Source organism: Burkholderia sp. AU31624, from assembly GCF_020420065.1.
Classification (GTDB): domain Bacteria; phylum Pseudomonadota; class Gammaproteobacteria; order Burkholderiales; family Burkholderiaceae; genus Burkholderia.
In genome coordinates this window covers 155,526-175,118 of the sequence record NZ_JAIZRT010000011.1, presented here as the reverse complement: position 1 = coordinate 175,118, position 19,593 = coordinate 155,526, and the positions used below count along the sequence as shown (strand labels likewise).

Here is a 19,593-nt window from a genome sequence, read left to right as displayed (position 1 = left end):
TCGCGGCGGCGCCGGCTCGATGGCTCAGCGTTTTTTTAGCGGCAGCGGCACCACGCCTTTCACGTCGCGCAGGCCGGCCGGCTCGGGCGGCAGGTAGCCCCAGTCGCCCTGCGATGCCGCGGCGTCGTTCTTCGTCACATCCGACGAATCGTCGGGGCGACCGCGCGTGTCAGGCGTATCGGGCGCAGAGCGACCGTCGCGTTCGTCGCTGGGTTGCTGCGCGCCGGACGATGGCGGCGGCCCCGCGTGGCGCCGATGCCGCAGCACCGCGTCGGCCACCCGCTCCACATGCGACACCGTTACCGCATCGGCCTGCTCCAGCGCGGCAAGCGCACGCGCCGCGCGCAGCATCACGAGATCGGCACGCAGCCCGTCGACGGCCGCGTCGATGCACAGCGCACTGACGCGCGCATGAACCGTATCGTCGAAATCGAGCGTCGCGAGCCGTGCGCGTGCTGCATGAATCCGGTCGCCGAGTTCACGTTGCGCGGACGCATGACGGGCGCGGAATGCATCCGGATCGAGATCGAATGCAAGCCGCGCCTTCACGATCCGCCCGCGCTGCGCGGCGTCGAAGCAGTTTTCCAGCTCGACCATCAAACCGAAGCGGTCGAGCAACTGCGGACGCAGTTCGCCCTCCTCCGGATTCATCGTCCCGATCAGCACGAAGCGCGCATCGTGCGCGTGCGATACGCCATCGCGCTCGACGATGTTCACGCCGCTCGCGGCGACGTCGAGCAGCGTATCGACGAGCCCGTCGGCGAGCAGGTTCACTTCGTCGACGTACAGCACGCCGAGATGGGCTCGCGCAAGCAGGCCCGGCCGGAAGCGCACGCCGTTTTCGGCGAGTGCATGCGCGAGGTCGAGCGTACCCGTCACCTGCTCGTCGCTCGCCGACAGCGGCAGCGTGACGAACTGCCCTTCGGGCAACAGCTCCGCGAGGCCGCGCGCCGCGGTCGATTTCGCGGTGCCGCGCGGCCCGCTCACGAGCACGCCGCCCAGCGACGGGTCGATCGCGGCGAGCAGCAGCGCCTGCTGCAGCGCATCCTGCGCGACGAGCGCCGCAAACGGAAAAACCGCGCGGGCGCGGTGCGTCGTCGGATCGGTCATCGCCGTCCCCCTTCCTGGAGTTGTTCGCTCGCGAGCCAGACCGCTTCGATCCGTTCGCGATAGTCGCCCGGCTGCTGCCACAGGCCACGCTGCATCGCCTCGACGAAGCGTTCGCAGATGCCGTGCAGCGCCTTCCGATTGTGGCGTTCGAGGAACGCGCGGGTGGCGTCGTCGAACAGATACGCGTCGGCCACGAGCGCGTATTGATGGTCGGACAGCACGCGCGCGGTCGCGTCATAGCCGTACAGGTAGTCGACCGTCGCGGCCAGCTCGGCCGCGCCCTTGTAGCCATGGCGCTTCACGCCGTCGAGCCATTTCGGGTTGACGACGCGCGAGCGGATCACGCGCGCGATTTCCTCGCGCAGCGTGCGCATCTTCGGCGCGGCCGGGTTCGCGTGGTCGCCGTGGTAAATGCTCGGCTGCTGCCCGGACAGGTGCCGCACGGCCGCCGTCATCCCGCCCTGGAACTGGTAGTAGTCGTTCGAATCGAGGATGTCGTGCTCGCGGCTGTCCTGGTTCTGCACGACGACGTTGATCGTCGCGAGCCGCTCGCCGAACACGTCGGGCGCCGCATCGCCCGCGCTGTTCTGTGCGTACGCATGGCCGCCCCACTGGCGGTAGGCATCGGCGAGATCGGCGTCGGTCTGCCAGCGGCGCTGGTCGATCAGGTCCTGCAGGCCCGCGCCGTAGCTGCCCGGCCGCGCGCCGAATACGCGCCAGCCGGCGCGGCGTCGCGCTTCGTCCGGCGCCACGCCCTGCGCGACCCATTTCTCGCGTTCGCGCTCGATGCGCGCGCGGACCGGATTCAGTGCCTCGGGTTCGTCGAGCGCGGCCACCGCCTGCACGGCCGCGTCGAACAGGTGCATCAGGTTCGGGAACGCGTCGCGGAAGAAGCCCGACACGCGCAGCGTCACGTCGATGCGCGGCCGGTCGAAGATTTCGATCGGCAGGATCTCGAAGTCGGTCACGCGATGGCTGCCGTGCGCCCATTTCGGCCGCACGCCGAGCAGCGCGAACGCCTGCGCGATGTCGTCGCCGCCTGTGCGCATCGTCGCCGTGCCCCAGACCGACAGGCCGATCGCGCGCGGATAGTCACCGTGATCCTGCAGATGACGCTCGATCAGTTGCTGCGCGGATTTCAGGCCGAGCGACCACGCGGCCTGCGTCGGCACCGCGCGTGTATCGACCGAATAGAAATTGCGGCCGGTCGGCAGCACGTCGGGACGGCCGCGCGACGGCGAGCCGCTCGGCCCCGGCGGCACGAAGCGGCCGTCGAGCCCGCGCAGCAGCTGGCGCATTTCCTCGCTGCCGCACGCGTCGAGCGCGGGCAGCAGCGTCGCGCGGACGCGCTCGATCACCGCGAGCGTGTGCGGCCAATCGCCGGGCGGTGTCGAATCCGTGCCGGTGTTGCCGCCGTCCGCTGCGCACAGCCCGTCGAGCCAATGCTGCGCGAGCCGTTCGAGCCGCTCGCGCGTGTCCCCCGCATGGCGCCACGGCGATGCGTCGAGCGCCAGCAGGATCGCCGGACGCGGGCCAGCCCACGGCGCGGCCCAATCGGCCGCGAGCGGATCGAAGTCGTCGCCGAGTGCGAGATCGCGCGCCAGCGCACCGATCAGCCCGGCGCGTGCGCGCTTGCCGTCGCCGACCGGAAAGCGCGCGAGCGCGAGCAGCGTGTCGCGCCGCTGGCGATCGATCGGCGATTCGCCGAACACGTGCAGCCCGTCGCGGATCTGCGCTTCCTTCAGTTCGCACAGCCACGCGTCGACGCGCGTGAGCAGCGCATCCTCGTCGCCCGCGTCGCGCGGCGGCGACACGCTCAGTTCGTCATGCAGACGATGCTCGGCGATCGTCGCGAGGATCGTCTTGCGCAGCAGCTTCGCGCGCCGCGCATCGACCATCAGCGCTTCGTAGTATTCGTCGACCTGCCGCTCGAGATCCTGCAGCGGGCCGTAGTTTTCCGCGCGCGTGAGCGGCGGCATCAGGTGATCGATGATCACCGCCTGCGCGCGGCGCTTCGCCTGGCTGCCCTCGCCCGGATCGTTGACGATGAACGGATACAGGTGCGGCAGCGGCCCGAGCGTCAGGTCGGGCCAGCACGCGTCGGACAGCGCGACGCTCTTGCCCGGCAGCCATTCGAGGTTGCCGTGCTTGCCGAGATGGATGACCGCGTCGATGCGGTACGCATCGCGCAGCCAGAAATAGAACGCGAGATACGCATGCGGCGGCACGAGATCCGCGTCGTGGTAGCTCGCGTAGTCGTTCTCGCCGCGCGAGCGCGACGGCTGGATGCCGACGAACACGTTGCCCGCGCGCCAGCCCGCGATCGTGAAGCGCCCTTGCCGCAGCGTCGGGTCGGCTTCGGGCGGGCCCCAGCGTTCGTTCAGCGCGTCGCGCACGGCCGCCGGCAGGCGCGCGAAACGCGCGACGTAGTCGGCCAGCGGGAAGCTCTGGAATGCGGGGCGCAACGCATGCACGGCCGCGTCGTTGGTCACGCCTTCGGTGAGCCGCGCAATCAGCGCGTCGCCGTCGGGCGGCAGGTCGGCCACCGTGTAGCCCGCGTCGCGCAGCGCCGCGAGCACGCGCAGCGCGGACGCCGGCGTGTCGAGCCCGACGCCGTTGCCGATCCGCCCTTCGCTTTGCGGATAGTTCGCGAGAATCAGCGCGACGCGCTTGTCGGCGTTGTCGAGCGTGCGCAGCCGGCACCAGCCGCGCGCAAGCGCCGCGACGAACGCGATCCGCTCGGCGTCCGGCTGGTAGCGCACGACGTCGACCTCGGTGTGCGGGCAGCGGTACGCGAGCCCCTTGAAGCTCACCGCACGCGTGACGATGCGGCCGTCGACCTCGGGCAGCGCGATGTGCATCGCGATGTCGCGCGCATGCAGGCCCTGGTTGTCGGCCACCCACGCGTCGCGATTGCCGCCGGACAGGATCACCTGCAGTACCGGCGCGTCGCCGGCGAGCACGTCGTGCCCGGGGCTGTCGATCGCGCCCGCCGCGAATGCGGTCGTATTCAGCACGAGCGCGACGTCGTGCGTGTCGCAGAGCTGCGTGATGACTTCGCGGCTCACCGCGTCCTTCAGCGACGTGACCGCGATCGGCAGCGGATTCAATCCTTCGTCGATGAGCGCATCGGCCAGCGCATCGAACACGGCCGTGTTCGCGGCCTGCCAGTGCGCGCGATAGAACAGGATCGCAACGACGGGCGCGCCGGGCGTCCAGCGCGGCCGCCAGTCGTCGACGCTCGCGCGGTCGCGCGCCGGGTGATACAGCGCGGCGGCCGGCAGCGGGCGCGGCAACTCGGGTTCGTCGCCGAAGCCGAGCGTATGGAACGCAATGCTGCGCAGCAGCGCCTCGGCGTTGTGCACGCCGCCTTCACGCAGGTAGCGCCACCACAGCCGGCACAGGTCGGGCGCGACGGTGCTCTTCGCGACGAGGTTCGGGTCTTCCTGCAGGTCGCCCGAAAACATCGCGAGGTGCTGCCCGCGCTTCGACGCGAGCGACACGGCCTGCTCGATCCCGTACGGCCAGTACGCCTCGCCGCCGAGATGATCGATCACGACCGACTTCGCGTGTTGCAGCACGTCGTCGACGTAGAAGTCGACCGACGCCGGCTGCCGCAGGAACGTGACGTTCGCGAGCCGCACGCTCGGGAAGCCGGCCGGCAGATGCGGCACGACGCTCGCGAGCAGCGACAGCGTCGTGTCGGCCGAGCTCAGGATCACGATGTCGGCCGGTTGCTGGTCGATCCGGACGACACCCTGCGTATCGTCGACGAAGCCGCCCGGCGTGGTGCGCAGCAGATGCATCGTGCGTTACGCCTGTTGCGGCTCGGCCGCGCACGCGGCGTCGAACGCGCGTTGCAGCGCGGCTGCGTCGAGATCCTCGCCGATCAGCACGAAGCGGCTCGCGCGCGTTTCGCCGTCCTGCCAGCGACGGTCGAAATAGCTGTCGAAGCGGCGGCCGACGCCCTGGATCACGAGCCGCATCGGCGCGCCGGGCAGCGCGGCGAAGCCCTTTGCACGGTAAATCGTGTGCGCTTCGACGACGCGTTGCAGCGCGGCGATCGTCGCTTCGCGCGTGCCGGCGTCGCCCGACACGACTACCGAGTCGAAATCGTCGTGATGGTGATCGTGATCGCCGTCGTCGGCCGAGCCGTGATGGTCGTGACGCAGGTGGATCGTGTCTTCCGATGCCGATTCGAGGCCGAGCAGCATCGCGAGGTCGAGCTCGCCGCGCGTCGCGCGCACGATCTTCACCTGCGGCGGGATCTCGTCGCGAATCGCGGTTTCGATCTGCGCGAACTCGGTGTCGCCAACGAGATCGGCCTTGTTCACGATCACGAGATCGGCGGACGACAGCTGATCGGCGAACAGCTCGTGCAGCGGCGATTCGTGGTCGAGGTTCGGATCGGCGCGGCGCTGCGCGTCGACGGCTTGCGGATTTTCCGCGAACTGGCCGCTGGCGGCCGCCGGCCCGTCGACCACCGTCACGACCGCGTCGACCGTGAAGCTGTTACGGATCGTCGGCCAGTTGAACGCCTGCACGAGAGGCTTCGGCAGCGCGAGGCCCGACGTCTCGATCAGCACGTGGTCGATGTCCGCGCGGCGCTCGACGAGCGCTTCCATCACCGGGTAGAACTCTTCCTGCACGGTGCAGCACAGGCAGCCGTTCGCGAGTTCGTACAGCTGGCCCGCCGCTTCGCCCTGCGCGCCATCGGCATCCTCGCAGCCGATGCCGCAGCCCTTGAGGATTTCGCCGTCGATGCCGAGCTCGCCGAATTCGTTGACGATCACCGCGATGCGGCGGCCTTCGGCGTGCTGCAGGATGTGGCGCATCAGCGTCGTCTTGCCGCTGCCGAGAAAGCCCGTGACGATCGTGACGGGAAGCTTGCGTAGGGTCATGGTAGGTCCTGTGTCGAAAATGGAATCAGCCCGGGATCGTCGCGTCGAGGGCGGCGTGGCAGTTCATCTGGCGGATCGCGGGCATGCCGCCGCGCGGTCCGCACGGACAGTCGCGGGACGGGCGGGACGACGAATCGGACATGGTGCTTCCTTGCGAACGGTCGACATCGTGAATGCCAACACGGCTGCCGCTGGCCCGGCTCGCGCTGCCTGCCATTCGCCACGCCGGTCGGCCGGCGCGGGTTCGCGCGGGGACGGATCGGTGGAGGAAGCGGGCAATACGCGGGCGTCGGGCCGGCTGCGGCCGTGGACGATGCGCCGCCTCCCCGCGGCGCTGAACCCCAACGTTTCGGCCGGTATCCGGGCTGACGAACACGCCGCTTCGCCTTCCCGGATGCGCGGCATCCAGTGGCGGTCGTCCGCATGCACGCGGCATGCGGCGAAGCGGCGTTGCGTGGCGCTTCTCGCGCGACGCGTTCGCTTACCGTTGCGGGGGCAGCACAGGTTGGCTCGACTGCGGCGCAGGCAGGCTCCCTGTTTCCCGTTTAACTGCGCGCACCGGAGCGGCGCGCGCGAGCACCAAAACGCGTGCGAGTGTAGGCGGCGGTGCGGGGAGCGTCAAGGCGGAGCGGGCCGCCGGGCCCGGTTCGGGATGACCGCCGCGCGTGGCCGGAAGCCGTGCGCGGCGGTTCGCGCGGGGGAGGCGCTGTGCTATCGTAGCGCCGCGTTCGGTGCCCGCATGCGCATTCCGCGCGTGCAGTTAAACGGGAAACAGGAGGCGGACCCCCGCCCGGCCTGTGCTGTCCCCGCAACGGTACGCCGCCCGCGCGACGCGCTTCCCCGCGCACGCGCCCAGGCCGCCCACGATGCCACTGCCCGTCAACCGGGCGGGAAGGCTGCGGCCTGGCAAGCGGCCAGCCCGGATACCGGCCGACGCAAGGGGCGAGCCCGACGCTCGCCGAACGCCCGATCCGCGGGGGACGGATGAGGTGCGCATTCCGCCCGCGTCCGCGCGGGCTTCGTTCGATCCATCATGGTTGACCTGTCCGCTGGCCGCCGCCGCGCCGCCCGCCTGCCCTATTCCCTTGTTTCGACACGGTGTGCGCCGTGCCGCGTCCGATGAGCCGCGCCTGGCTCGTCGGCGCCGGCCCCGGCGACGCCGACCTGCTGACGCTCAAGGCCGTCCACGCGATCGGCGCGGCGGACGTGCTGCTCGTCGACGATCTCGTGAATCCCGACGTGCTGCGCCATGCGCGCGCCGATGCGTACATCGAGCACGTCGGCAAGCGGGGCGGTCATGCGTCGACGCCGCAGGAGACGATCGTCGCCGCGATGCTCGCGCATCTGCGCGCGGGGCGCAGCGTCGCGCGGCTCAAGGGAGGCGATCCGTTCGTCTTCGGCCGCGGCGGCGAGGAGCTGGCCGCGCTCGGCGCGGCGGGATTCCCGGTCGAGGTCGTGAACGGCGTCACCGCGGGCATCGCCGCGCCGGCCGCGATCGGCATCCCGGTCACGCAGCGCGGCGACGCGCAGGGCGTGATCTTCGTCACGGGCCACGGCGCGGGCGCCGACGAACCCGACTGGCGCGCGCTCGCGGCCACGCGCATGACGATCGTCATCTACATGGGCATCCGCCGGCTCGACGCGATTGCCACCGCGCTGCGCGATGGCGGCCTGCCCGGCGAGACGCCGTGCGCGGCGATCGAGCATGCGACGCGCGCCGAACAACGGCACGTGCTCGCGACGCTCGACACGCTCGTCGAACGCATCGGCACCGCCGGTATCGGTTCGCCGGCGATCGTCGTGATCGGGCGCGTCGCGGCGTTTGCCGACGATCCCGCGGTACGGGCCGCGCTCGGCGGCGGCGCATGATGCGTGTCGCGCTCGGCATCGGTTTCCGTGCAGGCGTGACGGCCGCGCAACTCGATGCCGCGATCCGCGCGGCGCTGATGCTTTACCCGGCCGCCGAACCCGCGCTCGTGGCCACGCTCGCCGACAAGGCGCGTGCCCGCGCGCTGCGCACGCTGTGCGCGCAGCGCGGCTGGCCGCTCGTCGCGTTCGATGCGGCGCAACTCGCGAGCCGCCCGGAACTGGCCGCGAGCGGCCCGTCGGCCGCCGCGCTCGCCCGCTTCGGCGTCGCGGGCGTGGCCGAGCCGTGCGCGCAGCTCGCGGCGCCGCACGGCCGGCTGCTGGGCCCCAAATCCATCCGGGACGGCGTGACGGTCGCACTCGCCGGCCCGCTCTGAACCCTTTGTTTCGCTTTCTTTCGACAGGACGAATCCGATGAAAACCGACGCCGAATCCCATCAACGGATGACCGAACGCCGCCGTGCCGGCCACGAGAAGAAGCAGGCCGCCGCCGTCAACGAAAAGGGCCTGCTGATCGTCAACACCGGCAACGGCAAGGGCAAGAGCACGGCCGCGTTCGGCATGGCCGTGCGCGTGCTCGGCCACGGCATGCGGCTCGGTGTCGTGCAGTTCATCAAGGGCGCGCTGCACACGTCCGAGCGTGACTTCCTCGGCGCGGTGGCCGAATGCGATTTCGTGACGATGGGCGACGGCTATACGTGGAACACGCAGAACCGCGACGCCGACATCGCGACCGCGCGCAAGGGCTGGGACGAGGCGCGCCGGATGATCGAGAGCGGCGATTACCGGATGGTGATCCTCGACGAGCTGAACACGGTGCTGAAGTACGAATACCTACCGCTCGACGAAGTGCTCGCGACGTTGACCGCGCGTCCCGAGTCGGTGCACGTCGTCGTGACCGGGCGGCATGCGCCCGATGCGCTGATCGACGCGGCCGACCTCGTCACCGAAATGCGGCTCGTCAAGCATCCGTACAAGGAGCAAGGCGTGAAGGCGCAGCGCGGCGTGGAGTTCTGAGTATGGCCGCCTGCCCCGCGCTGTTCGTCAGTGCGCCCGCGTCGGGCCAGGGCAAGACGTCGGTGACGGCGGGCCTCGCGCGGCTGCACCGCCGGCTCGGCCGGCGCGTGCGCGTCTTCAAGACCGGGCCCGATTTTCTCGATCCGATGCTGCTGGCGCGCGCGAGCGGCGCGCCCGTGCATGCGCTCGACCTCGGGATGGTCGGCGAGGCCGGCTGCCGCGCGCTGCTGGCCGACGCCGCGCGCGAGGCCGACCTGATCCTGATCGAAGGCGTGATGGGGCTGTTCGACGGCACGCCGAGCAGCGCCGACCTCGCGGCCGCGTTCGGCGTGCCGGTCGTCGCGGTGATTTCGGCGAAGTCGATGGCGCAGACCTTCGCGGCGATCGCGTTCGGGCTCGCGCGGTTCCGGCCGGGGCTGCCGTTTCATGGCGTGCTGGCGAATCGCGTCGGGTCGGCCCGGCATGCGGAACTGCTGCAACAGGCGCTGCCCGACGACTTGCGCTGGCTCGGGCACGTGCCGGCCGATGCGGGCATCGCGCTGCCGGAGCGGCATCTCGGCCTCCATCAGCCGGGCGACATCGACGATCTCGATGCGCGGCTCGATCGCGCGGCCGACGTGCTCGCGCAAACGGCGCTTGCCGAGTTGCCGCCGGCCGTTGCGTTCGCGGAACCGGATGCAGCGGCGCCGCTGCCGCGTGCGCTTGCTGGCAAGCGGATCGCGGTGGCGCGCGATGCGGCTTTTTCGTTCATCTATCCGGCGAATCTCGCGTTGCTCGACCCGCTCGGTGCGCAAGTGCGATTCTTTTCGCCGCTCGCCGACGAACCCGTGCCGGACGACTGCGACGCACTGTTCCTGCCGGGCGGCTATCCGGAATTGCATGCGGCGGCACTCGCGGCGAATGCCGCGACCGCGCGGTCGATTCGTGCGCACGCAGCGGCTGGCCGGCCGATCGTCGCAGAATGCGGGGGGATGGTGTATCTGTGTGAGTCGCTGACCGATGTCGACGGCGTGACGACGCCGATGCTTGGGCTGTTGCCGGGTCACGCGACGATGCAGCGCCGGTTCGCGGCGCTCGGCATGCAGCAACTCGACACGCGCAGCGGGACGATGCGAGGGCATACGTTCCACTACTCGCGGCTCGCGACGCCGCTGGAACCGGTCGCGCATGCCGCGCGTCCCGATGGCGCGGCGGGCTACGGTGAAGCCGTCTATTGTTGCGATGCGATCGTCGCGACGTACATGCACATGTACTGGCCGTCGAATCCGGATGCGGTCGTGGCGTTGTTCAGCGGGGAAGCGTTGTAGATTGCTCGATGCTGCGCCGCTTGCGTCGCGTCGATCATCAGGTCAGGGTTTTTCGCGGCCCGGCGCTTCCGAACGCGAAGTCCGGATCACGGTGCCGTCGGGCGAGAAATGCGCGTTGAACATCGCGTCGCCGGATACGCCGCCCTCGGCCCAGTGCCAGCTCCACACCTCTTCATGGCTCAACGCGTATTGCGCGACCTCGGTCGGCTTGCCGAGCAGTTGTCGCACGTCGTCCTTCGACATTCCGGGCACGACCTTCGTGATGTTCGCCGCCGTCAGCGCCTGCGTGATCGACACGAGCCGGCCATCGGGCCCAAAATCGAGCATGTAGGTGCTCGTGCCATAAGGACCGCGTGGATACTCGAACCGCTGCGAGCCGTCTTCGCCCTGCCTGACCATCTCGGGCTTGCCTGCCTGACGGAGCACGTCCTCGATCGTCGAAACGCCCGGCTGCAGGTTACCGAACGCCATCGGATCGGGCTTGATCGCATTGACCGCGTCAGCCACTTTCTGGTCGTCGCACCCGGCCACCAGAACGCCGACCGCACAGGCCGTCAGCACGGTCAGAATCTGTTTTCGCATTTTCGTCCACACCTGTATTCATCGAGCCGATTCGGCGTCGCGCGCAGCGTAGCACGCGACCTGTCCCGCCGATGTCAAGGAGCGTCAAATTCACGCGCATCCCGTCGCGTCCGATGTCGCGGACGCGACGGGATGCGCACCGGGTGGCAGCTTCCGCGCCGCCGCGCCGCGGTGTCAGGTCAGGAACGTCTCCGCCAGCTTCACCCAGTACGACGCGCCGGTCGGCAGCGCCGCGTCGTTGAAGTCGTAGCCGGGGTTGTGCACCATGCAGCCGCCCTCCCCGTCGCCGTTACCGATGATCAGGTAGCAGCCCGGCCGCTTCTCGAGCAGGAACGCGAAATCCTCGCTGCCGGTGAGCGGCACCATCCCGTCGATCAGGTTCGCGTCGCCCACCCACTCGCGGGCGACGTTGCGCGCGAACGCGGTCATTTCCGCATCGTTGACGAGCACCGGGTAGCGGCGCTGGTAGTCGATCGTCGCGGTCGCGCCGAACACGGCCGCCTGCGCATGCACGACTTCCTTGATGCGCGTCTCGAGCAGGTCGCGCACCTCCGGCTTCAGCGCGCGCACCGACAGGCGCATCTGCGCGCGATCGGGAATCACGTTCGGCGCCTCGCCCGCATGGATCGCGCCGACCGTGACGATCGCCATGTCGAGCGGCGACACGTTGCGCGACACGATCGTCTGCAGCGCGATGACGATCTGCGCGCAGACGACCACCGAATCGACCGCCTTGTGCGGCACCGCGCCGTGGCCGCCCCGGCCCTGCACGTCGACGATCACCGTATCCGACGACGCCATGAACGACCCCGGCAGGAAGCCGAACTTGCCCGTCGGGAAACCGGGCATGTTGTGCATCGCGAAGATCGCGTCGCAGGGGAACAGCTCGAACAGCCCTTCGTCGAGCATCTTCTTCGCGCCGCCGAGCCCTTCCTCGGCCGGCTGGAAAATCAGGTTCAGCGTGCCGGAGAAACGGCGCTCGCGCGCCAGATGCTTCGCGGCCGCGAGCAGCATCGCCGTGTGACCGTCGTGGCCGCACGCATGCATCTTGCCGGCGATCCTGCTCTCGTACGGCAGGCCCGTGGCCTCGTGGATCGGCAGTGCGTCCATGTCGGCGCGCAGGCCGAGACGCTGTGCGCCGCTGCCGACCTTCAACTGCGCGACGACGCCCGTGCCGCCCAGCCCGCGATGCACCGTGTAGCCCCATGACTGCAGTTGCTCCGCGACGAGGTCGCTCGTCGCGAATTCCTCGAAGCCGAGCTCGGGGTGGGCGTGGATGCGGTGCCGGATCTCGATCATTTCGTCGGCGAGGCTTGCGGGAATCACGCTGTGCGTCACGGTGTCGTCTCCTGTCCTGAGGGGAATATGCAGGCAAGGATAGTGGGTTCGGCGGCAACCGGGCAGATGGAAAGTCGTCGCGGTAGCAACCGGCGGTTGCCATATTCAGCATGATGCGCGGCACGCGCAAGCCGGCCATCCGGACGACTGCCGCGCGGAAGCCGAACGCGCAAAACTGTGTGCCACCCATCGATTTCTTGCGCATGAGGGCCCCGGTGACTATCGTTCAGAATCAAAAAATAGTTCTGATACATCAATATCTTGCGAATTCTTGTTCACTTTTTGACGATTGTACATTTTTTGTGTACGCTGACAAAAAGGTGAACAAGCGATTCCCTTTGATGCCCGTGAACACTTCCCTCTCCGTGTCGGAACAGCACGTGCTCGACGAAGCCTGCGCCGCGTTCGAAAACGCGACCCGGCGCTTTCGTGCCCGGCCCGTGCGTGTGCCGGCCGCCTGCAAGGCGCGCGCCGACGCCATGATCCGCTTCGACGTTGCCGGGCAGGCATTCGAGATGCCGGTCGTCATCAGCCTGCGCGTCGAATCGCTGGCGGGCGCGCTCGCGGAATTGCGCCGCCGCGGCGACACCGCAGCGCCCGGCGAACGGTCGCTGATGCTGGTCGCACCGTATCTTTCGGCGGAACTGGCCGCCGGCCTGACCGAGCAGGGCATCCCGTTTCTCGATACCGCCGGCAACGCATGCCTGATCGAACCGGAGGCGACCGTGATGATCGCGGGCCGGCCGAAGCCCGCACGCACACCGCGCCGACAGGCGTCGCGCGCGACGACGCCGAAGGGGCTGGCCGTGATGTTCGCACTCGCGACACAGCCGGGCCTGGTCGCGCAACCGTATCGGGCGATCGCCGCTGCATCGGACGTCGCACTCGGTACGGTCAATCTCGCGATGGACGACCTGATCGCGCGTGGCCTCGTCGGGCAACGCCGCAACGGCGAGCGCCTGATGCCCGACTGGCCGCGCTTCGTGCAGGAATGGGTCGCGCTCTATCCGAGCCGCTTGCGCGCGAAACTGCCGAGCCGCCGGTTTGCCAGCCTCGCGCCCGACTGGTGGCGCGGCGTAGATTTCGCGGCATTCGATGCGCGATTCGGCGGCGAGCCGGCAGCCGACCTGCTGACGCACGGCCTGAAACCCGCCGCGATCACCGTCTATACGCACGGCACCGCGTCGAACCGGCTGCTGCTTCAGGGCCGCCTGCGTCCGGACGAGCGCGGCGATGTCGAGATCGTCGAAGCGTTCTGGCCGCGGTCCGCGGAGCTTGCCTGGCGCGAGCAGGAAGTACCGGTCGTACCGCCGCTGCTGATCTACGCGGATCTCGTCGCGTCCGGCGACAGCCGCAATCTTTCCATCGCCGATCGCATCCATGACCGATACCTCGCCCAACCGCCCGCTTGAGGTCGACGCACGCCGGCCGCTGGAGCCCGCGGCGGTCGCGTTGCTGCAGGCCGTCGGCTCGGCCTGCGCGCGCCTCGACACGGCGTTCGTGGTCGCCGGCGCCACCGCGCGCGACATCCTGATGTGGCACGTGCACGGCATCCGGCCGGTGCGCGCGACGCGAGATGTCGACGTCGCAGTGTGCGCGGTGAGCTGGCCGTTTCACGCGCAACTCGTCGAGGCACTTGTCGCGACCGGGCAGTTCACGCGCGCACCGAAACAGCAGCAGAAACTGCTGTTCGAAAGCGGCGCGCACGGTTTTCGTACGGAGCTGGATCTCGTTCCGTTCGGGCCGCTCGAAACGCCTCCGGGCGAAATCGCATGGCCGCCCGACGGTGAATTCTTGCTGAACGTGCTCGGGTTTCAGGAAGCCGTGGACACCGCACAGCCTGTGTCGATCGATGCGCGCACCGTGGTACCGGTGGCCAGCCTGCCGGCACTGGCGCTGCTGAAGCTGCTCGCATGGAAGGACCGGCGTGCGCGCCAGAACAGCGATGCGTACGACCTGCTGTTCCTGCTGCGGAATTTTCACGACGCGGGCAATCGCGAACGTATCTGGGATGCCGCGCCGGACCTGCTCGAGATCCACGCGTTCCAGCCGGGACTCGCCGCTGCCGCGCTGCTCGCGCGAGAGGCGAAACGCATCGCTTCGCCGCAAACGCGTGACGCGATCCGTGCGCTGTTGTCGGACGAAGCAACTTATGCCGTGCTCGGCCAGGACCTGCTGGCACGTGCCTTTGCGCTGTTACCCGGTGAATTCAGCGATGACGCCGACCGGTATCTCGACGCATTTCGCAACGCCTTTCTCGCAGATGAACCCGCGTCGCGCGCTTGACGCGCCGATGCGCAACAGCCGAGCGATCGAACAGATCCCGAACGGCGCTCACGCCGCCCAGTCTTCGAGCGACAACCCCGCGACACGACCGAACTCGCGGCTGTTGTGCGTGACGAGTACCGCACCGGCGGCGATCGCATGGCCGGCGATCGATGCGTCGTTCGCGCCGATCGGCGTGCCGCGCGCGGCGAGATCGGCACGAATCGCGGCCGTTGCATCGACGGCCGCCGTATCCCACGACAGCACGCCGTCCAGCCGCGCAACAAAGGCCGTCACGAGTTCCGCATGCTTCGGCGACGCCTTCCTGCCGACCGCGCCGAACCGCATTTCGGCATAGGTGATTGCCGAGACGACGATCCGGTGCTGCGCATTGACGCACGATTGCAGCCGCGACAGCACCACGGGCGGCCGCTCGCGCATGATGAACGAACAGATGTTCGTATCGAGCATGTAGAGCGTGGTCACTGGCCGGACTCCGTCGGTGCGGCGCCACCGCCATCGGACAGGTCGAAGCGGCCGGACTCGATGACGGCCGGGCGTTCGGCGAGGAAGTCGGCGTCGGCCGGCGGTTCGCTCGCGAACGAGAGCCACGTGGGCCGCACCGGCCGCAGCAGCAGCGTGTCGCCTTCGCGGCGGATCTCGAGTTCCGTCACGCCCTCGAACTCCATGTCCTTCGGGATGCGGATGGCCTGGTTACGGGCGTTCTTGAAAATGGAAACGGTGCGCATGAGCCACTCCATGGGAGTACGATGCGTCCATTCTAGGCATATGCTGGCATATGTCAATGCGGGCGCGCGCGAATCGGATGTCGCGCCCCATGCTGTCGCGGATGTTTTTGCCATGTCGCGGGCCTGTCGTCGATGAGGAGAGCGATCCATTCTTCACGACGCAGGCCGCGCGGTCCATATCCCGGACGGCCGATGCCCGCGAGCCACGGTGCGGCGCGCACCCTCGCGCCGCACCCCGCCCCCGCGCCGTCACGGCAATTTGAAAGTGTCGAAGAATGTATCGCGCTCGATCACGGTGAGCGCCGCGCGCTTGTGCGGGAAGTCGAACTCCTTCAGCGTGTAGAACCCGAGCCGGTGCATGTACGCGATGTGCCGCACGTGATCGACGCGCGGCTCGCCCACGAGCCGCTGCGTGCGCGGTTCGTCGACGAACATGTAGTGCAGCACCCCGCTCCACCACGCATGCAGCTTGCCGGCGCTCTGGAAGCGCGAATCGCCGATCAGCAGATGCAGCCCGCGGTCGTAGTCGTGCGCGTCGTAGAACGGCGCGAGACGGTCCTCCTTCGCCCAGTAGAACTCGAAATAGCCGAACGGCGTGTCGTCGAAATAGCCGATCATCGGGTGCATGTGCGGATCGGCGAGCCGCTCGGCGAGATACGCCGCATGTTCGTCGCGCGTGCCGCGCTGGTCCCAGAAATGCGCGACGCGATCGAGGTTCATCCAGCCGCTGAACAGGTCCGCGTGCGCGTCGACATCGACGGTGCGCAGGCTGAACGTCATCCCGACCTGCGGCATGGTGCGTGCGTAGATCTCGCCGGCCGGCGACGGCGGCCGCACCGGGTGCCGGTGGCCGTTCGTGATCACATGGCGCAGCGGCATGCCACCCGACGCGGGCGCCTTCAGCCACGGCCGCGGGTTCTGCCAGAACGTCGCACGCGATACGGTGAAGCGCAGCGCGTCGCCGGCAACCTGCGCGCCGTCGATCACGCCCTCGCGTACCGCGCGCGCGACGTACGCCGCCACGGCTGCCGCGTCGGCGCCGCCGAGCGGCGCCGTGATCGTCGCCGCGTCGTAGCGCGTGTCGGTGTTGAACAGCGCGACGAATGCCGCGAGCAATACGTTCGGCGAGTCGTCGGGCCGCCACGCGTCGAGCGTGTGTTCGGCGACGGCCATCGCCTGCCCGGGTGCGGCGCCGTCGAGCGCGGCGGCCACTTCACCTTCGACGGCATCCGCGGCGCCGGCCGGTTTCGTCAACGTGTCTTCCATCACAGTGCTCCCGCGTCGTGGCGATCGGCGAGGACGTGCAGCCCCCGCTCGAGTGCCGGAAACAGGCTGCGCTGGAAGTTGTTCCAGCGCAGTTCGAGAATCGTGTCGTCCGGTGAGATCGGCGTGTCGAGCACATCGCAGATCACCTCGCCGGAATCGATGCCGTTGTCGACGTAGTGAAACGACGCGCCCGTCATCGTCACGGGCGCGACGGACGAGGTCGTGCCGTTCGACCAGTCGATCCGTTCGCCGCGCGCGCCGTGCAGCGCGTCGAGCGTCGCCCACGCGCCGCGCCGCTGGTACGGCGAACCGTCGGCGGTGATGCCCGGGTGGATGTTGGCGATGCGCCGGTGAAAGCGCGCGCCGGGCCGCACGAGCTCGTCGAGGATCACGAGCAGCCCGTCGAGCACGACGACGTCGGCGTCGAGTTCGAGCAGGCGCTCGAGCAGGCGGCGCTCGAACGCCTGTTTGCCAGCCACGCGCTCGCGCGCGTCGCGCGGCAGCCGCCGGTACGTCGATGCAATCGTGCAGAACAGTTCGTCGACCGGCCGGCCCTGCACCGCCAACCCTTCCGGCAGGATCCACGGACGGCCCGGCGTGCGGGCGAAGCCGTAGTCGGCGACTTTCGCGCGGTCGGCCGGCGAACCGTCGTCGTCGTCGACGATCACGCCCTTGAGCGTGTAACGCTCGCCGAGCGACGAGTCGTTCAGGCGTTCGACGAGATATTCGAGCGGCGCCTTCATGTAGCGCGTGCCGCCCCGATAAGCGACCGGCTGGCCGGCACGATCGGCCGCGCCGTTGCGCAGCGACTGGATGTAGACGAGATTTTTCTTCGGCATGGATGCGTCGTGGAAAAGCGGACGAAGGCGCCGCGGCCCGCCCGCGCCGGCCGCGAGGGCCGGCCGGCGCGACGCGGCGCGCCTCGTCACCAGTTGTATTTCGCGGTCGCGATCACGGTACGGTCGGTGCCGAACACACAGACGTTCATCGACTGGCAGCCGCTGATGTAGTGGCGGTTGGCCAGGTTCGTTCCGTTCACGGCGAAGCGCCAGTTACGCGTGTCGTAGTGCACGCCCGCGTCGAACAGCGTGACGCTCGATACCGTCAGCGAGTTGTCGGCCCCACCGGCCGATGCGCTCTGGTAACGAATGCCGCCGCCCAGGCCGAAGCCCGCGAGCGGCCCCGTGTGCCAGGTCCAGTCGGTCCACAGCGACGCCATCTGGCGCGGGCGCGGAATGTCGACCGGCCAGTTGTTCAGCGACACGTCGTTGGCCTTCACGTTCTTCACGTCCTGGTACACATACGAGGCAATCACCGACAGGTTGCGCGTGACCTTGCCGGTCGCGCTCAGCTCGATCCCGCGCGAACGCACCTCGCCCGTCTGCACCGACTTCGTGCCGGTCGGGTCCTGGCTCGGCAGCGCGGTCGTGAGCACGTTGGTCTGGTTGATCTGGTAGATCGCCGCGTTCAGCATCAGGTTCTTGCCGGGCGGCTGCCAGCGCAGGCCGGCTTCGATCTGCTTGCCGCGGGTCGGTTGCGGCAATCCGCCGCCGACCAGGTTCACGCCGATCAGCGGATTGAACGACGTCGCGTAGCTGACGTACGGCGACAGCCCGTAATCGCCCTGGTACGTGAGGCCGACGCGACCGGTGAACGCGGTGACGTTCGCCTTCGTCGACGTGCCGGCCGCGCGGTCGTCCATCCGCATGTTGACCCAGTCCTCGCGGCCGCCGAGCGTCAGCGTCCAGCGGTTCCATTTGATCTGGTCCTGCGCGTACAGGCCGAACGTGTTCATCGTCGTGTACGTGTTGGTGCGGAACGTCGAGTCGGGCGTGAACACCGCCTTCGTGACGGGCAGGTAGACCGGGTTGTAGATGTTCAGCGGCGGCGCGGCGGCGAGCCACTCGCTGTCGGTCGCGGTCTGGCGGTTGTACTGGAACCCGAGCAGCAGCGTGTGCTGGAGCGGCCCCGTGGCGAAGCGGCCTTCGAGGTTGTTGTCGATGTCGAAGCGGCTGTAGTTCATCTGGAACACGCCGGCCCAGCGCGACACGTCGGTCGTGCTGCCGTCGACGAAGCCGTTGCCGAATACCGAGCCGTTGTCGAGCGACAGGTGCATCAGGCGCGTGTTCTGGCGGAACGTCCACGCCGGCGTCAGGTTCCGCTCGAACTGATAGCCGACCGACCACTGCTTCTTGCGGTAGTAGTTGAAGTTCGGATCGCCTTCGTACACGTCCTTGTTGATCTGGCCGTTCGGGTTCGGCAGCACCGTCCCCTGCGCGGGCAGGAAGTTCGACGAGATGTCGCCCCAGTCCTGCAGATAGGTGGCCGACAGCGTCAGCGACGTATCCGCGTTCGGACGCCAGCGGAACGACGGCGCGAGCGCGACGCGCTGGTCGTTGTTCGGGCCGGTCAGCGCGTTGCCGTCGCGTGCGACGCCGACGAAGCGATACGCGTACTTGCCGTCCGGGTCGAGCTTGTCGCCGACGTCGATCATGAACTGCTTGCGCGCGTAGTTGCCGATCTGCACGCCGGCCTCGCGCACGCGCTCGCCGTCGGCCAGCTTGGTCTGCACGTCGACGATCGCGCCCGGGTCGCCCGCGCCGTACAGCACCGAGGTCGGCCCGCGCAGCACGCTGATGCTGTCGATCATGTACGGATCGACGCGCCAGCTCGCGAGGTTGATCGTGTTCGGCACCTGCAGCCCGTTCACGTACGCGGTCGGCGTGAAGCCGCGCAGCGCGGCGTACCAGTCGGAACGGTTGTCCGAGCCGTACGACGAGAAGCCCGGCACGTAGCGCAGCGCAGCGTTCACGTCGGTCGCGCCGGTCATCTCGATCTGCTGCGCGGTGACGACGTTGATCGTCTGCGGGATCTCGTTGATCGACGTGCTGGTCTTCGTGCCGGTGCGGCTGCGCTTCGCGACGAGCCCGACCGTGCCGTCTCCTTCCGAGGCCGCGTTGACGTTGATCGTCGGCAGCGTACCGGTCGACGCACTGGCCGCCGCACCGTTCTGCGCACTGCTGGTCGACGCCGCCGCGCCTGCGTTCACGGCCGGCGCCGTCTGGGCCTGTGCGTGCCCTGCCGCCACCCCGAACGCCACGCTCGCCGCGGCTGCGATCGCACGCAAACGCGTGCCTGTTGCCCACTCCATCTTTCTCTGCTCCACTTTTTTCATGCGGTCTCCGACCGCGC

At 69.0% G+C, this 19,593-nt stretch carries 16 protein-coding genes and 2 riboswitches; of the genes, 6 read left to right on the top strand and 10 right to left on the bottom strand.

Annotated features, from left to right (window positions below):
• Positions 1 to 24: 24 nt before the first annotated feature.
• The 3 genes from LGM89_RS32765 to cobW are packed head-to-tail and all read right to left on the bottom strand — an operon-like array spanning position 25 to position 6,011.
• On the bottom strand, positions 25 to 1,110 hold the full coding sequence (locus LGM89_RS32765) for an ATP-binding protein (RefSeq protein ID WP_226275214.1): 1,086 nt from the start codon (positions 1,108 to 1,110) through the stop codon (positions 25 to 27).
• Positions 1,107 to 4,916, bottom strand: a complete 3,810-nt coding sequence (gene cobN, locus LGM89_RS32760; RefSeq protein ID WP_226275213.1) for a cobaltochelatase subunit CobN — start codon at positions 4,914 to 4,916, stop codon at positions 1,107 to 1,109. Before cobN ends, LGM89_RS32765 begins: the two co-directional genes overlap by 4 nt.
• A gap of 6 nt (positions 4,917 to 4,922) precedes the next feature.
• Complete coding sequence (gene cobW, locus LGM89_RS32755) at positions 4,923 to 6,011, bottom strand: cobalamin biosynthesis protein CobW (protein ID WP_089494834.1); 1,089 nt, start codon at positions 6,009 to 6,011, stop codon at positions 4,923 to 4,925.
• Between the two features lie 333 nt (positions 6,012 to 6,344).
• Positions 6,345 to 6,610: riboswitch (cobalamin riboswitch) on the bottom strand.
• A gap of 113 nt (positions 6,611 to 6,723) precedes the next feature.
• Positions 6,724 to 6,961: riboswitch (cobalamin riboswitch) on the top strand.
• Between the two features lie 169 nt (positions 6,962 to 7,130).
• Between cobW and cobA the strand changes: the two genes are divergently transcribed.
• Genes cobA through LGM89_RS32735 form a run of 4 tightly spaced genes read left to right on the top strand, consistent with a single transcriptional unit; the run spans position 7,131 to position 10,201 of the window.
• The gene (gene cobA / locus LGM89_RS32750) at positions 7,131 to 7,880 is read left to right on the top strand and encodes a uroporphyrinogen-III C-methyltransferase (protein ID WP_226275212.1); all 750 of its coding nucleotides are present in this window, start codon (positions 7,131 to 7,133) and stop codon (positions 7,878 to 7,880) included.
• The gene (locus LGM89_RS32745; protein ID WP_226207745.1) at positions 7,877 to 8,254 is read left to right on the top strand and encodes a cobalamin biosynthesis protein; all 378 of its coding nucleotides are present in this window, start codon (positions 7,877 to 7,879) and stop codon (positions 8,252 to 8,254) included. Before cobA ends, LGM89_RS32745 begins: the two co-directional genes overlap by 4 nt.
• A gap of 37 nt (positions 8,255 to 8,291) precedes the next feature.
• Positions 8,292 to 8,894, top strand: a complete 603-nt coding sequence (cobO, locus tag LGM89_RS32740) for a cob(I)yrinic acid a,c-diamide adenosyltransferase (protein ID WP_089425397.1) — start codon at positions 8,292 to 8,294, stop codon at positions 8,892 to 8,894.
• A 2-nt stretch (positions 8,895 to 8,896) separates the two neighbouring features.
• The gene (locus LGM89_RS32735; protein WP_226275211.1) at positions 8,897 to 10,201 is read left to right on the top strand and encodes a cobyrinate a,c-diamide synthase; all 1,305 of its coding nucleotides are present in this window, start codon (positions 8,897 to 8,899) and stop codon (positions 10,199 to 10,201) included.
• Positions 10,202 to 10,243: 42 nt separating this feature from the next.
• On the opposite strand, the gene bamE is transcribed toward LGM89_RS32735, so the two are convergent.
• Both bamE and LGM89_RS32725 read right to left on the bottom strand, forming a co-directional pair.
• Positions 10,244 to 10,783, bottom strand: a complete 540-nt coding sequence (gene bamE, locus LGM89_RS32730) for an outer membrane protein assembly factor BamE (RefSeq protein ID WP_226275210.1) — start codon at positions 10,781 to 10,783, stop codon at positions 10,244 to 10,246.
• A 174-nt stretch (positions 10,784 to 10,957) separates the two neighbouring features.
• Entirely contained in the window at positions 10,958 to 12,121 is a 1,164-nt protein-coding gene (locus LGM89_RS32725; protein WP_226275209.1) for a M20 aminoacylase family protein, read from the bottom strand.
• Positions 12,122 to 12,462: 341 nt separating this feature from the next.
• Here LGM89_RS32725 and LGM89_RS32720 point away from each other — a divergent pair, with 341 nt between their 5' ends.
• Both LGM89_RS32720 and LGM89_RS32715 read left to right on the top strand, forming a co-directional pair.
• Positions 12,463 to 13,533 carry a type IV toxin-antitoxin system AbiEi family antitoxin gene (locus LGM89_RS32720; RefSeq protein ID WP_226275208.1) on the top strand — a complete coding sequence of 357 codons (1,071 nt, stop codon included), beginning with the start codon at positions 12,463 to 12,465 and terminating at the stop codon, positions 13,531 to 13,533.
• On the top strand, positions 13,502 to 14,407 hold the full coding sequence (locus LGM89_RS32715) for a nucleotidyl transferase AbiEii/AbiGii toxin family protein (RefSeq protein WP_226275206.1): 906 nt from the start codon (positions 13,502 to 13,504) through the stop codon (positions 14,405 to 14,407). The genes LGM89_RS32720 and LGM89_RS32715 overlap by 32 nt, the downstream gene beginning before the upstream one ends.
• A 48-nt stretch (positions 14,408 to 14,455) precedes the next feature.
• On the opposite strand, the gene LGM89_RS32710 is transcribed toward LGM89_RS32715, so the two are convergent.
• The 5 genes from LGM89_RS32710 to LGM89_RS32690 all read right to left on the bottom strand — a co-directional run bounded on the left by LGM89_RS32710 (position 14,456) and on the right by LGM89_RS32690 (position 19,576).
• Entirely contained in the window at positions 14,456 to 14,872 is a 417-nt protein-coding gene (locus tag LGM89_RS32710; RefSeq protein WP_083265877.1) for a PIN domain-containing protein, read from the bottom strand.
• Positions 14,869 to 15,135, bottom strand: coding sequence for a type II toxin-antitoxin system VapB family antitoxin (gene vapB, locus LGM89_RS32705; protein WP_089494829.1), 267 nt, complete (start codon positions 15,133 to 15,135; stop codon positions 14,869 to 14,871). The genes LGM89_RS32710 and vapB overlap by 4 nt, the downstream gene beginning before the upstream one ends.
• 249 nt (positions 15,136 to 15,384) lie before the next feature.
• The gene (locus LGM89_RS32700) at positions 15,385 to 16,401 is read right to left on the bottom strand and encodes a GNAT family N-acetyltransferase (RefSeq protein WP_226275205.1); all 1,017 of its coding nucleotides are present in this window, start codon (positions 16,399 to 16,401) and stop codon (positions 15,385 to 15,387) included.
• Positions 16,401 to 17,240 (bottom strand): formyltransferase family protein, encoded by an 840-nt coding sequence (locus LGM89_RS32695; RefSeq protein ID WP_089494827.1) that lies wholly within the window; start codon positions 17,238 to 17,240, stop codon positions 16,401 to 16,403. The genes LGM89_RS32700 and LGM89_RS32695 overlap by 1 nt, the downstream gene beginning before the upstream one ends.
• Positions 17,241 to 17,326: 86 nt before the next feature.
• The gene (locus tag LGM89_RS32690) at positions 17,327 to 19,576 is read right to left on the bottom strand and encodes a TonB-dependent siderophore receptor (RefSeq protein ID WP_226275204.1); all 2,250 of its coding nucleotides are present in this window, start codon (positions 19,574 to 19,576) and stop codon (positions 17,327 to 17,329) included.
• Between the last annotated feature and the right edge of the window lie 17 nt (positions 19,577 to 19,593).